Raw genomic sequence first — 14538 nt, forward strand, 5'->3', positions numbered from 1 at the left:
GGGTGAGCCGGGTCAGGGTCGTGTCACGCCACGCCGGCCCGCTGTGCGCCGATCGCGGTGGTGTGCTGTTCGGCCCACTGCGCCGCGATCTCGTACCCGTCTGCCAGTTGCGACTCGACCACGGCAAGCGGCGGCGCCGGGACCTGCGCGCCCAGTTCGACGAGCACGTCGCGCAGGGCCGACCCGGCCGCGTCGGCGTGCGCCGGCGAGGCGGCCACGGCTATCGCCACCGCGACCACCTGGGCCAACTCCCGGTGCCCGAACTGGTCCAGGAAGACCTTCAACAGCCCGGTGTAGCTGCCCTTGTACGTCGGCGTCGCGACGACCAGCAGCCGCGCCGACCGGACCGCCGCGAACGGATCAGGGCCGGCCTTCGCCCCGTACGCCGGTTCCGGTCCGAACGACACTCCGACGATCTCGGCCAGCTCCAGCACCTGGACGGCGCCCGGTGGTCCGTCCAGCCGATCCAGCAGTGCCACGGCGACCGCCTCGGCGATGCCCCGGGTACGCGACCCGGCACGAGGGTTACCCACCAGCACGACGACGTCCGGGGTCGACGACGGCCCGTCGCTCACGGGGCCACCCCGGTTCGCCGCGCCGACGACCCGCCGCCACGGCGGTACGCCGGATCGGCCAGCCACGCTGGCTGGTAGCCGGAGTCGGCGGGGTTCAGCGTGGTGCCAGGCGCAACGATGGCGTCGATGCGGTCCAGCACGTCCTTGGACAGCGTCACCTTGGCGGCGCCGAGCTGCGACTCCAGGTGCGCCAGGGTGCGCGGCCCGATGATCGCCGACGTGACCGCCGGGTGTTCCAGGACGAAGGCGATCGCGAGGTGGACGAGGGTGAGTCCGGCTTCGTCGGCGAGCGCCGCCAGTTCGTCGACGGCGGTCAGTTTGGCGGCGTTGGCGGGCAGGGTCGGATCGAAGCGGGCCGGAAGCCTCTCCGCGCGTCGGGAAATCGGCGCTTTCAGCCCGGAGTGGTAGCGGCCGGACAGCCACCCGCCTGCCAGCGGGCTCCACGGGATGACCGCCAGGCCGTACCGCTGGGCCACCGGTAGCACCTCGCGCTCGATCCCGCGGGCCAGAATCGAGTACGGCGGCTGCTCGCTGACCACCCGCTCCCTGCCGCGCCGCTGCGCGATCCACTGCCCCTCCACGATCGCGGACGGCTCGAAGGTGGACGTGCCGATGTAGCGGATCTTGCCCTGGCGCACGAGGTCGGTGAGTGCCCCCAGGGTCTCGTCGAAGTCCGTGTCCGGCTCCGGACGGTGTGCCTGGTAGAGGTCGATCCAGTCGGTGCCCAGCCGGCGCAGGCTGTTCTCGACCGATCGGACGATCCAACGGCGGGAGCTGCCGCGGTGTTGCGGGTTGTCACCGACCTGGCCGTGGAACTTGGTGGCCAGGAAGACGTCGTCGCGTCGCCCGCCCGCGAGGGCCTTACCGACGATCTCCTCCGACTCGCCGCTGGAGTAGACGTCCGCGGTGTCGATGGCGGTGATGCCCTCGTCGAGGGCCCGGTGGATGATGCGGATGCCGTCCTCGTGGTCCGGGTTGCCCCGTTGCCCGAAGTTCATCGCGCCCAGTGTCAGGGAGCTGATGCGTACGCCGGTGCGCCCGAAGGGCCGTTGCTCGACCATGGTTCCTCCTTCGCGTCGGGTCAGCGGTTCGCTGCCGCCGGCAGCCGCGTGAACTGGTTGGCCGGTCGGGGCAACCCGTAGTGCTCGCGCAGGGTGGTCCCGGTGTACTCGGTGCGGAACAGCCCGCGGCGTTGCAGGATCGGCACGACGTGGTCGACGAACGTCTCCAGCCCGGACGGCAGTACGGGAGGCATGATGTTGAAGCCGTCGGCCGCGCCGCCGCGGTACCACTGCTCGATGGCGTCGGCGACCTGCTCCGGCGTGCCGGCGAAGGTGCGGTGCCCGCGCCCGCCGCCGAGCCTGCCGATGAGCTGGCGGACGGTCAGCCGTTCGCGCCGGGCCAGCGTGACGATCAGCGTGTACCGGCTCTTGGCGCCCTCGATCTCGTCCTCGCTCGGCAGGTCGGCGGGCAGTTCCTTGTCCAGGTCGAGGTCTTCCGGAGCAACCCGCAACGTCGTGGCGAGCTGCTGCCGGGCGTACTCCGGTTTGATCAACCGGTCCAGCTCCTCCTCCAGGGCGCGGGCCTCGGCCTCGGTGGCCCCGATGGCCGGAACGATGCCCGGCAGGATCTTGATGGTGTCCGGGTCGCGGCCGATTTGCGCGGCACGCCGCTTGAGGTCGCGGTAGAACGCCTGCGCCTCGGCGAGCGTCTGCTGGGCGGTGAAGACCGCCTCCGCGTAGCGGGCAGCCAGGTCCTTGCCGTCCTCGGACGAACCGGCCTGCACCAGCAGGGGGTAACCCTGCGGGGAACGTGGGACGTTGAGGGGGCCGGCCACCCGGAAGTGCCGCCCGGAGTGCTCCGGCGGGTAGAGCAGATCGTCGTCGCCCCACCGTCCGCCGTCCTTGTCGCCGAGCGGCGCCGCGTCGTCCCAACTGTCCCAGAGCTTCAGGGACACCTCGATGAACTCGGCCGCCCGCTCGTACCGGTCCCGGTGGGCGGGCAGGTCGTCCAGGTTGAAGTTGCGGGCCGCCTTCTCGCCGGCGGTGGTGACGATGTTCCATCCGGCCCGCCCGCCGCTGATGTGGTCGAGCGACGCGAAGCGGCGGGCCAGGTTGAACGGCTCGTTGTACGTCGTCGACGCCGTCGCGATGAGCCCGATGTGGTTCGTCGCGCCGGCCAGGGCGGTGAGCAGCACGGTCGGCTCCAGAGTGCCGCCCGGACGTCGACCGATGCTGTTCCACAGCACCGGACTGTCGGCGAGGAAGAGCGAGTCGAGCTTGCCGCGCTCGGCGATGCGGGCCAGGCGCGTGAAGTGCTCGACGTCGGTCTGCGCGAACGGGTCACTCTCGGGCAGCCGCCAGGCCGCCTCGTGGTGGCCGACGCCCATGAGGAACGCGTTGAGGTGCAGCATGCTCATCCTTCCGTCTCGTCGACGCCGAGCGCCCGCAGCAGGGTCTCGCGGTACGCGAGGAACTGCGGCTGTCGGTACGACCGCGGTGCCGGCAGGTCGATGGCGAGGTCGACGGCGATCCGGCCGCTGTCCAGCAGCAGCACCCGGTCGGCCAGCGTGATCGCTTCGTCGACGTCGTGTGTCACGAGCAGCACCGTGGGTCGGTGCCGGGCATGGAGCACGCGCAGCAGGGCGTGCATGCGCAGCCGGGTCAGCGCGTCCAGCGCGCCGAACGGCTCGTCGGCGAGCAGCAGTTCCGGCTCGGACACCAGCGCCCGGGCCAGCGCCACGCGTTGCTGCTCGCCGCCGGACAGCTCGTTGGGCCAGGCCCGCTCCCTCCCGGCGAGGCCGACCTCGGCGAGCGCCGCACGGCCGCGCTCGGTGGCGTCCGGCCCGCGCAGGCCGAGGAGGACGTTGTCCAGCACGCGCTGCCACGGCAGGAGCCGGGCGTCCTGGAAGACGACCGAGGAGTTCTCCGGCACGTCGACCAGGCCCGAGCCGGCGGCGTCGCCGTCCAGGCCGGCGAGCGCACGCAGCAGGGTGCTCTTGCCCGAGCCGCTGCGCCCCAGCAGCGCGACGAACTCGCCCGGGGCGATCTCCAGGTCGAATCCGTCGAGGACGACCCGGTCCCCGAATCCTCGCGCCAGGTTGTGCACGCGTACGGCGCGGGATGCGGTCAGTCCGCCAGCGTGCGTCGCCACGACAGGGCCTTCCTCTGCGCGAGCCGGACGGCGCCGTCGGACAGCAGCCCGAGCAGTCCGTACAGCACGAGTCCAACGATGATCACGTCGGTCTGGCCGTACTCGCGGGCCAGCTCCATCATGTAGCCGATGCCGCTCGTGGAGTTGATCTGCTCGACGACCACCAGGGACAGCCACGCCCCGACGACCGCGAACCGCATGCCGAGCAGGAAACCGGGCAGCGCGCCGGGCAGCACGATCCGGCGGATGAACGCGGTACGCCGCAGCCGAAGCGACTCGCCCAGCTCGACGTAGCGGCTGTCGATGGTGCGCAGCCCGTGGTGCGTATGTATGTAAACGGGAACGAACACGCCCAGCGTGATGGTGACGACCTTCATCTGCTCGCCGATGCCGAACCAGAGAACGAGCAGCGGAAGCAGCGCGAGAGCCGGAATGGCCCGCTTGATCTGGACCGGACCGTCGAGGATGGCCTCGCCCCACCGGCTCAGACCGGCGAGCACGGCCAGCACCGTGCCGACGGCGGTGCCGATGGCGAGGCCCAGGCCCGCCCGTTGAGCGGAGACAGCCAGGTTGTCCTGCAGGCGGCCGTCGGCGATGAGGTCACCCGCCGTGGTCACCACGGTCCAGGGCGCCGACAGCGTACGGGGGTCGATCCAGCCGGCCGCCGAGCCGGCTGCCCATACCGCCAGCAGCAGGGTCGGACCGATCGCCGCCCCGAACGGGATCGGGCGACCCGGCTTGAGCCGGCGTCGCGGCCGGCCGGCGGGAACGGCGGCGGCCGACCGGGGCCGGGTCGGTGCCGAGACGGTCACCGGGCACCCCCGGCGGTCAGCGCCTGCGCACCGACCGACTCGTACCGTCGGTCGTACAGGTCCTCCGCCGTGAGGGGCTTGTTGCCGGTCTCCTTCGCGAGCAGGTCGATGGTCTCCTGGTGCCGGGCGATGGCCTCGGTCCAGCTCGCCGGGATGTCGGCCACGCCGCCGTTCTGGACCAGCCACCTGCCGTCGTCGGCGGTGAGGCCCTGGTTCTTGACGTAGTACCGCTCGATCCACTCGTCCGGATTGGCCTCGCGCCACCGCCAGGCCCGCGCCCACGCCTGCGTGTACTCGCGGATCGCCGCCGCCTTCGCCGGATCACCGAGCACGGTGACGGGCGCGTAGAGGTGACCGGGATCGTCGCGCAGTCCGTGCGCGATCGTCGTCGCGCCGTCCCGGGCGTACTTGGTCTCGTAGCGCTTGATCTGCACCCCGCCGATCGGCGCGACCTCGACCTGGCGGCTCGCGAGCGCGGTCGCGTAGACATCATCGGTGCTCGGCAGCTCCACGAGCTTGACGTCCTTCTTGGTGAGTCCGGCCTTGTGGAGTACCCGCAGGACGAGCGCTCCCTGCGCCTGTCCCGGGCTGTAAGCGATCTTCTTCCCGCCGAGGTCGGCGAGGGTGGCGACCGTGACACCGGGCGCGATGCCGAGCCGGTAGATGGCGTGGTTGAGCGGGTCCTGGCGGAACTTCGAGGCCACGATCTTCGTGGGGATGCCGGTCCAGTGCGAGTGGATCGGCGGGATGTCGGCCACCGACCCGACGTCGAGCGCCTTCGCGCGGAATGCCTCCAGGGTCTGCGGGCCGCCGCTGATGTTCGCCCATTCCACCTCGAAGCTGAACTTGTCCGCCTCACCGGAGAACTCGATCGCCTTCTGGTGCTCCTTGTCGCCGACGACCAGCCTGGTGCCCTTCGGCACGACCTCAGGCAGCGGCGCGTCCGCGGCCAACGCCACGGCGGGTGTGTCGTCGCCGGCGCAGGCGGTCAGGCTCAGCGTCACCGCGCCGAGGGTCGCGGACAGGAACGCCCGACGGTCCAGGAAGGATGATGAGGTCACGTACGACTCCTTCGTCGCTGGTTGCGGGGCGGCGTAGCGCCCCATGTGGTGGAGCAGGGGCGCACCGTCGCGGTGACTGGCGATCGGCGGCGGTGACCGCCAGGACTGAGGCGGCGTGCCGGCGCGGCAGAGCACGGAACACGTCCGGGTCGACCGGAGTCACGGGTTCGGCGATGACGGTCATGGCTGTCCTCCTGGTCGACGAAGACAGGTACGCGCCGCCCCGGGTACGCGTGGACGTAGGGCGGCGAGCAACGGTCGATCGGTGCGAGGAGTCGGCTGCCGGTCGTCGTCGAGCCGGCGGCGCGAGTGGGAAAAGAAGGGAGCGCGGGCTCAGCGGCAGCGGCCGCAGGCGGCGGTCCAGCCACGGCAGCATCCCCGCGACACCGCGATGGCGGTGCCCTGAAACAGGGTGCGTCGGCTGGTCACGGATACGACGGTAACCCACATTCCCTATGTGTCAAGTAGGATTTTGGGCCCTGGGACCCGCCCGGAGATGCCCGGCTACGGGGGCTTGAAATCCTACTTGGTTGGTAGGAAAATCGGCCCATGCTGCTTGTTCGGCTCTTCACCTCCCGCCGGGTCGTCGACCTGATGCGGGTCGCCGCGCAGCTCTGTCGTGTCGCGATCCTTCCGGCCCTACCGGCCTGAACGGGCGATCCCTGCCCGTCGGTCGTCGTCCCGCCGGCTCGGGTCCGGCACCTCCGCACCCGTTTCCGAGCAGCCGCACCTCAACGAGAGGGATCCGTCATGACCAGTGATCTCGCACCGTCCGCATCCGCCGACGCCGCACGATCCACCCGCGCGTTCGCCGAGGACTGGCAGGAGTGGCACCGCCGGCACGAGGCGGCGCGGGCGGACCGCCACGGCTTCCTCGCCGTGGCCGGACTGCACTGGCTCACCGGGGAGGCGCAGCGGTTCCCCGGTGTGCCCGGGGAGTGGCGCACCGGGAAGGACGGGCCGGTGGTGACCCTCGCCGACGACGAGGAGATCGTCGTCGACGGCCGGCGTGTCCGGGAGAGGCATCAGTTCGGGGCGATTGCCGAGCGCGCCGGCATCACCGTGGAGATCGACGGTGGTGTCCTCGAGGTGGCCAGGCGGGGTGGGCACGACATCCTTCGACCCCGACGCCCCGATCACCCGCTGCGGACGCGCTACCAGGGCACCCCCACCTACCCGCCCGCCGAACGGTGGGTGCTCCAGGGGCGGTTCGTGCCGTTCGATCGTCCCCGGCCGACCACGGTCGGCGCTGCCGTGGAGGGCCTCCAGCACGTCTACGACGCGCCCGGTCGGATCGAGTTCAGCGTCGACGGGCTGCCGCTGAGCCTGACCGCGTTCAACGGCGCGACGCCCGGCAGCCTGTCGGTGCTGTTCACCGACACCACCTCCGGCGTCACCACCTACGGGGCCAACCGGTCGCTGACCGTCGGGGCACCGGACGAGCAGGGCCGGGTGACGCTCGACTTCAACCGGGCCGTCAACCTGCCGTGCGCGTACACCGACTTCGCGACCTGCCCGCTGCCACCGACGGAGAACCGGCTGCCGGTCGCCGTCGAAGCCGGCGAGAAGATCCCGTTCGACCGGCTGGCGGCCGACCTCGCCGCCCGTCCCTAGCGACCCGCGCCCTCACCCCTCGGGAGGAACGCCATGACCTCGTCCACCGACGACCCGACCGACGCCGACGCCGACGCGCTGCGCAGGTTGCTGCGCCACCAGGCCAGCACCGTCACGGTGGTCACCGCCCCCGGCGCGCCGCCGGTGGGCTTCACCGCGACATCGTTCACCTCGGTGTCGCTGACGCCGCCGATCGTCTCGTTCTGCCTGAACCTCGGCTCGTCCACGTGGCCGACGCTGGCGCAGGCGCGGCACGTGGCGGTGCACCTGCTCGCCCACGGCCAGCAGGACCTGGCCCGGACCTTCGCCACGAGCGGGATCGACCGCTTCGCCGCTCCGACCCGCTGGCGGCCCGGGCCGAACGGGCTGCCGATCCTCGACGGCGCCCTGGCCTGGCTGGTGTGCCGGGTCGTCGACCGGGTGGTCGTCGGCGATCACGTGGTCGTGCTGGCCGAGCCGGAACTGCTCCGGCACGCCGACGTCGGCTCCCCGTTGCTCTACCACCGGGGTCGCTACGCCGGTCTCGCGGACGCTTCGGACGGCACGGCCCGACGCACCGCCGCCTGACATCGGGCCGGCGTCCTCCGCCGGTCGTCGTCGAAAGGGTCATCAGCGTGGGCCACCTGTCGACCCGCCGGGCACAATCCCTGTAAACCCTATGGCCTTAGTAGGTATTGCGTCAACGAATCGACGGCCTTGCGTGCGATAGCCGACATCCATCGAGCGATTCGTTGACGCCGCCGCGCGGGAGAGGTGGACTCGGTTCATGTCCAGCGAGCTGCGGCTGACGATCCGTGGCCACATCGACTTCGGTCGGGTGTGGTCGAGTTCCTGTCTGGCCTGACCGGCACCCCGCTCACCCGGCCCGCCCACCGGCCCGCCGAGGTGGGGCTCAACGCCGAGCCGGCCGCCGAGCCATCAGCACCGACACCCTGACCACCCGCGCCCACCGCGCCGGGCCAGGTGTCGGCGTACCCGAACCGCCTGCCTGGACAGGAGACCTCGCCATGCCCGCCAACCGTCTGCGAACCCTCGCCGCCGCCGCGCTCGCCCCGCTGCTCGCCGTCGCCGCCGGCTGCGCCAACGCCGCCGGGCCGGCCGGCGAGGCCGCCGGTCAGCCGCGCTCCGGCGGCAGCCTGACCTGGGCCGTGGAGACCGAGCCGATCACCCTCAACCCGCACCAGTACGCCCAGGCCAAGGCCCGCCTGCTGGTCTGGAACACCTTCGAGTCCCTGCTCACCTACGACAAGCAGGGCAAGCTGGTGCCGTGGCTGGCCACCGGCTGGCAGACCGCCCCGGACGGGTTGTCATACACCCTGACACTGCGCGATGGCGTCACCTTCTCCGACGGCACGCCCCTGGACGCCGCAGCCGTGCGGGCGAACATCGACAAACTCCGCGAGCCCGGGTACGCCCCCGCCGTCGCCGCCGTGCAACTGCGCAACCTCAAGGCCGTCGAGGTCGTCGACCCGCGCACCGTACGGCTCACCCTCACCACGCCCGACGTGCTGATCCTCGACTTCCTCGCCTCCCCGCAGGGCGCTCAGGTCTCGCCGAAGTCGCTGCGCGCGGCGAAGAACCTCAAGGCCGGCGGCGTCGACGTCGCCGGCACCGGACCGTTCGTGCTGGACCGCTACGTCCCCGGCCAGGAGCTGCACTACCGGCGCAACCCCGGCTACGACTGGGCGCCGCCCACCGCGACCCACACCGGCCCGGCGTACCTCGACGAGATCACCTACCGGTTCCTCAAGGAATCGGCGGTCCGCGTCGGCGCCCTCACGTCGAGTCAGGTGCAGCTCGTCGAAGGTGTTCCCGCCACCGACCAGCCACTGGTCACCGGCAACGCGAGCCTGCGACTGAGCCGCGAACTCAACTCCGGCTCCGCCTACTCCTACTACTTCAACAGCTCCCACGCCCCCTTTGACGATCTGCGGGTCCGGCAGGCGTTCCGGGAGGCCGTCGACGTGGACACGGTGCTGCGGTCGGTCTACCGGGACACCGCCACCCGCGCCTGGAGTGTGATCAGCCCGTCCAGCCCGCTCTACGACAAGAGCCTCGAAGGCGGGTACGGCGGCGACGCGGGTGAGGCGAACACCCTGCTCGACCAGGCCGGCTGGACGGCACGTGACGCCGACGGCTTCCGGGTGAAGGACGGCAGGCGGCTCACCGTACGGCTGGTGCAGTCCGCTCCCTTCGTCCGGGACCGTCGCGACGTCCTCGCCCAGGCCGTGCAGGCCGCGGTCAAGCAGAGCGCCGGCATCGACCTGAAGGTCTCCCTCGTCGACCAGGGCACCGCCAACGAGGCGTTCGCGCGCAACGAGTACGAGGTGTTCGACAACTCCCGGGCCGACACCGACGCCGGTGCGGCGCTCAACCTGCTGCTGCACTCGAAGGGCGGCATCAACCGCGCCCGGGTCAACGATCCGCGCATCGACCAGCTCCTGCAAACCGGCCAGGCCACCGGCGACCCGGCGAAGCGGGCCGGCATCTACGCCGAACTGCAGCAGCGCGTCGTCGCCGAGCAGGCACTGGTGCTGCCGCTCTACGCCCCGGCCGACCAGATCGCCGCCAGCACCAGCGTCGGCGGGGTCCGCTTCGAGCCCACCGCCGGCGTACCAGCCAGCGCGTACGACCTGTGGATCGGGAAGTGAGAGCCCTGCGCGCGGTGGCCCGCCGGATCGGTGCCGGCCTGCTCGTCCTCTGGGTCGCCGCGACCGCCGCCTACCTGGCGCTGCTGGCCGCTCCCGGCGACACGGTGGACAACATCATCGGCGACGGCGCGGACACCCCGGACATCCGTGCCGAGATCATCGCCCAGTGGGGTCTGGACCGGCCCGCCGTGGTGCAGTACGTCGACTATCTGGTGCGGCTCGTCAACGGCGACCTGGGCCGCTCCTACCTGTTGCAACGTCCGGTCTCCGACGTGATAGGCGAACAGCTCCTCCCCACTCTCGCGCTCGCGGTCGCCGCCGCCGGGCTCGGGGTGCTGCTCGCCCTGGTCATCGCGGTGGCCACCGCCGGGAACCGGCGACCGTGGCTGCGCCGGCTCAGCTCCGGCACCGAACTGCTGCTGGTCTCCACCCCGTCGTTCCTGATCGGGCTCCTGCTGCTCAGCGTGCTGTCGTTCCGGTTCAGGTTCTTCCCGGTCTCCGGCGATCAGGGGGCCGGCGCGCTCGTGCTGCCCGCCGTGACCCTGGCGCTGCCCATCGCCGGGTTGCTCGCCCAGGTGCTCCGCGACGGGCTCGACCGGGCCATCGACCAGCCGTTCGTGCTCACCGCCCGGTCCCGAGGCGTCCGGGAACGGGGTGTCCTGCTTCGTCACGCGCTGCGGCACGCCCTACTGCCGGCCGTCAGCCTTGCCGGCTGGGTCTTCGGCATCGTGATCGGCGGCACCGTCATCGTCGAACAGGTCTTCGGTCGGCCCGGCCTCGGCCAGGTCATCCTCTCGGCCGTCGCCAACCAGGACATGCCGGTGGTGCTGGCCGTGGTCACCCTCTCCGCCGCCGGCTACGTCGTGGTCAACACCGCCGCCGACCTGGCGTACCTGCTGGTCGACCCGCGTCTGCGAAGGAGCTGACCGAATGACCGTCACCCTGGGCCCTCCGCTCACCGACGCGCCCGCCCGGATCCGCGTCGACCCGACCGAACCGGCCGTACGCCGACGGTTCCGGCCGGGACCCGGTCTGCTCGCCGCCGGGGCGTACCTCGTCCTGCTGGTCGTCGCCGCCGCCTCGCCGGCGGCGCTGGCCCCCGCCGATCCGCTCGCGGCCGATCCGCTCGCCGTGCTGAGTCCGCCCGGCGCCGGGCACTGGTTCGGGACCGACCACCTCGGCCGCGACGTCCTGACCCGGGTGGTGCACGGCGCCGGTCACTCGCTCACCATCGGTGTCGCCGCCACCGCGATCGCGGTGACCGGTGGGGTGCTGCTCGGCCTGCTCGCCGGCCTCACGCACCGGGTCGCCGACGAGGCGCTCAGCCGCACGCTCGACGCGCTGTCGGCATTTCCGATGCTGCTGCTGGCCCTGCTGTTCATCGCCATCGCCGGCCCCGGCACCGCCAGCCTGATCGGCGCCATCGGTATCGCCACCCTGCCGCACCACGCCCGGGTGGTGCGTGGTCAGACGCTTCTGGTCCGCCGCTCCGGCTTCGTCGAACAGGCCGTCACCTTCGGGCAGTCCCGGCCTCGGCTGGTGCTGCGGCACGTGCTGCCCAACGTGGTCGGTCCGGTGCCGGTACTCGCCGTGATCGGGCTCGGTGAGGCGGTCCTGGCCGCCGCCGGGCTCAGCTTCCTCGGCATGGGCCCCCAGCCGCCGTCGCCGGAGTGGGGCGCGATGCTCTCCGAGGGGCGCAACTATCTCCAGGTGGCCTGGTGGATCAGCATCCTGCCCGGCCTGGCCGTCACCGCCACCGTGGTCTCGCTGACCGTCGTCGGTCGGCACTGGCAGGCCCGCTTCGACGGGCGGCGGCGCTGATGGCGCCGCTGGTCACGGTCGAGGATCTGCACGTCGACTTCGACACCCCGACCGGCCGGGTGGCCGCGGTGCGCGGGATCAGCTTCACTGTCGATCGCGGCGAGTGCGTGGCCGTCGTCGGGGAGTCCGGCTCCGGCAAGAGCGTCACCGCCCGTACCCTGGTCGGTCTCGCCGGCCCGGGTGCGCGGATCCGCGCCGCCCGACTCGACCTGGCCGGCGAGGACGTGCGCACCCACCGCGCACGGGACTGGCGGCGGGTTCGGGGACGCCTCGCCGGGCTGGTCCTCCAGGACGCGCTGGTCTCCCTCGACCCGCTGCGCACAGTGGGCGCCGAGGTCGGCGAGGTGCTCACCACGCACGGCATCGTCGGCCGCCGGGAACGGGCCGGCCGGGTCGCCCACCTGCTCGACCTGGTCCACCTGCCGGAGCCGGAGCGTCGGGCCCGACAGTATCCGCACCAGCTCTCCGGCGGGCTGCGGCAGCGGGCGCTGATCGCCTCGGCGATCGCCGGGGAACCGGCACTGCTCATCGCCGACGAGCCGACCACCGCGCTGGACGTCACCGTGCAGGCCCAGATCCTGCGGCTGCTCGCCGAACGGCGGGCCGCCGGGGTGAGCCTGCTGCTGATCAGCCACGACCTGGCGGTGGTCGCCCAGGTCGCCGACCGGGTGCTGGTCATGCGCGACGGTCGCGTCGTCGAGAACGGGCCCACCGACCGGCTGTTGCGGGCCCCGGAACACCCGTACACCCGGCAGTTGCTGGCCGCGGTGCCGTCGGCGTCGTCGCGGGGCCGCCGACTCGCCGCGACGCCCCCGGTCGCGGGTGCCCGGGTGGCACTTCCTGCCCGCGTCGAGGTCCGTCCCGCCGACCGGGTGCTCGACGCACGCGGGCTGACCAAGAGGTACGGCGAGCACACCGTCGTCCGCGACGTCACCTTCTCCGTGGGGCGCGGCGAGACGCTCGGGCTGGTGGGGGAGTCGGGTTCTGGCAAGAGCACCGTGGCGCGGATCGTCGCCGGCCTGCTCGACCCCGAGGCCGGCACCGTCTCCTTCGAGGGAACGCCGTGGTCCGCCGTCCGCGAACGCACCCGCCGCCCGATGCGCCGCCGGCTGCAACTGATCTCACAGGATCCGCTCAGCTCCTTCGACCCCCGCTACACCGTGGGTCAGGTGATCGGGGAGAACCTCGACCCCGACGTGGACCGGCGGGACCGGCGGCCGCACGTCGTCGACCTGCTACGCCGGGTCGGCCTCGGGCCGGACCTGCTGGACCGGCACCCCCGCCAGCTCTCCGGCGGGCAACGGCAGCGGGTCGCCATCGCCCGCGCGATCGCCCCCCGACCGAGTCTGATCATCTGCGACGAACCGGTCTCCGCCCTCGACGTCTCCGTCCAGGCGCAGGTCCTGGACCTACTGGCCGAGCTACGCGCCGCCGACGGCACCGCGCTGCTCTTCATCTCGCACGACCTGGGCGTGGTGCACCACCTGAGCGACCGGGTGCTGGTGATGCACGACGGCACGGTGGTCGAGCAGGGACCGGTCGGCGACGTCTTCACCCACCCGCGACACGACTACACCCGATCCCTGCTTGACGCGCTGCCCACGCTCGTCGCCGCCGGCCGACCGCAGGAGGAACGCCCATGACCGAGAAGACCCTGCACCTGGCAGTCGCCCTCGACGGCCTCGGCTGGCACCCGGCCGCCTGGCGTCTCTCCCGCGCCGGCGCGTCGGCGCCGCTGACCGCCCGCTACTGGGCCGCCCTCGCCGGGGAGGCCGAACGCGCCACCCTGGACCTGCTCACCTTCGAGGACAGCCTCGACCTCCAGTCGACGCGACCCGACGGCCCCGACGGCCGGGTCGACCAGCTCCGCGGACGCCTCGACGCGGTACAGATCGCGGCCCGGTTGGCCCCGCTGACCCGGCACATCGGGCTGGTGCCGACCACCAGCACCACCCACACCGAACCGTTCCACCTCGCCACCGGGCTGGCCACCCTCGATCACCTCAGCGGTGGCCGGGCCGGCTGGCGGCCCCGGGTCTCCGCCCGGCGAGCCGAGGCCGGTCACTTCGGCCGTCGGGAGTTCCCCGCGTGGGATCCGACGCGGCTCGACGATCCGGAGGTCGTCCGCCTCGTCGGTGACCTCATCGCGGAGGCCGGCGACGCCGTGGAGGTGGTCCGCCGGCTGTGGGACAGCTGGCAGGACGACGCCGAGATCCGGGACGTCGCCAGCGGGCGCTTCGTCGACCGGGAACGGCTGCACTACATCGACTTCGTGGGTCGGTGGTTCTCGGTCAAGGGCCCCTCCATCGTGCCGCGCTCGCCGCAGGGCCAGCCGGTGGTGGCCGCGCTGGCCCACTCGTCGGTGCCGTACGCCTTCGCCGCCCGGCACGCCGACGTCGTCTTCGTCACCCCGACCGACGCCGCGCACGCCGCCGCGATCGTCGCCGAGGTCCGGGCCGCCGAGGCGGCCGTCGGCCGGACCGAACCGCCGCTGCGCGTCTTCGCCGACCTGAATGTCCTGCTCGACGAGTCGCCTTCCCTCGCTCGCCGGCGCGGCGCCCGCCTCGACGAGTTGCACGGCCGGGAGTTCCGCTCGGACGCGACCGCGTTCACCGGAACGGCGGCCGACCTGGCGGACCTGCTCGCCACCTGGCAGCGCTCGGGTGTGGACGGCTTCCGGTTGCGGCCTGCCGTGCTTCCCCACGACCTGACCCTGATCACCCGTGCGTTGGTGCCCGCGCTGCGAGGCCGGGGCTTGTTCCGCGTCGGATACCCGGGCGGGACGCTGCGCGACCTGCTCGGCCTGCCCCGACCGGCCAGCCGGTACGCCGTCGCGGAGACCGCCTGATTC

At 72.4% G+C, this 14538-nt stretch carries 13 protein-coding genes; 7 read left to right on the forward strand and 6 right to left on the reverse strand.

Features of this window, described 5'->3' with window-relative positions:
• Positions 1-23 precede the first annotated feature (23 nt).
• From LPU43_RS26880 to LPU43_RS26905, 6 genes are read right to left on the reverse strand one after another with little or no spacing between them, the layout of a single operon-like run.
• Positions 24-575, reverse strand: coding sequence for an NAD(P)H-dependent oxidoreductase (locus LPU43_RS26880; protein ID WP_229403339.1), 552 nt, complete (start codon positions 573-575; stop codon positions 24-26).
• Positions 572-1636: an aldo/keto reductase gene (locus tag LPU43_RS26885; RefSeq protein WP_229403340.1), complete on the reverse strand. Its 1065-nt coding sequence runs from the start codon at positions 1634-1636 to the stop codon at positions 572-574. Before LPU43_RS26885 ends, LPU43_RS26880 begins: the two co-directional genes overlap by 4 nt.
• Positions 1637-1656: 20 nt before the next feature.
• Complete coding sequence (locus LPU43_RS26890) at positions 1657-2994, reverse strand: LLM class flavin-dependent oxidoreductase (RefSeq protein WP_229403341.1); 1338 nt, start codon at positions 2992-2994, stop codon at positions 1657-1659.
• Positions 2991-3728 (reverse strand): ABC transporter ATP-binding protein, encoded by a 738-nt coding sequence (locus tag LPU43_RS26895; protein ID WP_229403342.1) that lies wholly within the window; start codon positions 3726-3728, stop codon positions 2991-2993. The genes LPU43_RS26890 and LPU43_RS26895 overlap by 4 nt, the downstream gene beginning before the upstream one ends.
• Positions 3704-4540 carry an ABC transporter permease gene (locus tag LPU43_RS26900; RefSeq protein WP_229403343.1) on the reverse strand — a complete coding sequence of 279 codons (837 nt, stop codon included), beginning with the start codon at positions 4538-4540 and terminating at the stop codon, positions 3704-3706. Before LPU43_RS26900 ends, LPU43_RS26895 begins: the two co-directional genes overlap by 25 nt.
• On the reverse strand, positions 4537-5601 hold the full coding sequence (locus tag LPU43_RS26905; protein ID WP_229403344.1) for an ABC transporter substrate-binding protein: 1065 nt from the start codon (positions 5599-5601) through the stop codon (positions 4537-4539). The genes LPU43_RS26900 and LPU43_RS26905 overlap by 4 nt, the downstream gene beginning before the upstream one ends.
• A 750-nt stretch (positions 5602-6351) precedes the next feature.
• Between LPU43_RS26905 and LPU43_RS26910 the strand changes: the two genes are divergently transcribed.
• The 7 genes from LPU43_RS26910 to LPU43_RS26940 all read left to right on the forward strand — a co-directional run bounded on the left by LPU43_RS26910 (position 6352) and on the right by LPU43_RS26940 (position 14535).
• Positions 6352-7215 (forward strand): DUF1684 domain-containing protein, encoded by an 864-nt coding sequence (locus LPU43_RS26910; protein ID WP_229403345.1) that lies wholly within the window; start codon positions 6352-6354, stop codon positions 7213-7215.
• Positions 7216-7248: 33 nt separating this feature from the next.
• The gene (locus LPU43_RS26915) at positions 7249-7782 is read left to right on the forward strand and encodes a flavin reductase family protein (RefSeq protein ID WP_229403346.1); all 534 of its coding nucleotides are present in this window, start codon (positions 7249-7251) and stop codon (positions 7780-7782) included.
• Between the two features lie 440 nt (positions 7783-8222).
• Entirely contained in the window at positions 8223-9866 is a 1644-nt protein-coding gene (locus LPU43_RS26920) for an ABC transporter substrate-binding protein (RefSeq protein ID WP_229403347.1), read from the forward strand.
• The gene (locus tag LPU43_RS26925; RefSeq protein WP_229403348.1) at positions 9863-10792 is read left to right on the forward strand and encodes an ABC transporter permease; all 930 of its coding nucleotides are present in this window, start codon (positions 9863-9865) and stop codon (positions 10790-10792) included. The genes LPU43_RS26920 and LPU43_RS26925 overlap by 4 nt, the downstream gene beginning before the upstream one ends.
• A gap of 4 nt (positions 10793-10796) precedes the next feature.
• The gene (locus LPU43_RS26930) at positions 10797-11687 is read left to right on the forward strand and encodes an ABC transporter permease (protein WP_229403349.1); all 891 of its coding nucleotides are present in this window, start codon (positions 10797-10799) and stop codon (positions 11685-11687) included.
• A complete protein-coding gene (locus LPU43_RS26935) occupies positions 11687-13330 on the forward strand; it encodes a dipeptide ABC transporter ATP-binding protein (RefSeq protein WP_229403350.1) in 1644 nt (547 codons plus the stop codon). The genes LPU43_RS26930 and LPU43_RS26935 overlap by 1 nt, the downstream gene beginning before the upstream one ends.
• Positions 13327-14535, forward strand: a complete 1209-nt coding sequence (locus LPU43_RS26940; protein ID WP_229403351.1) for an LLM class flavin-dependent oxidoreductase — start codon at positions 13327-13329, stop codon at positions 14533-14535. Before LPU43_RS26935 ends, LPU43_RS26940 begins: the two co-directional genes overlap by 4 nt.
• The last annotated feature ends 3 nt before the right edge of the window (positions 14536-14538 follow it).

The organism is Micromonospora okii, assembly GCF_020884795.1.
Classification (GTDB): Bacteria; Actinomycetota; Actinomycetes; order Mycobacteriales; family Micromonosporaceae; genus Micromonospora; species Micromonospora okii.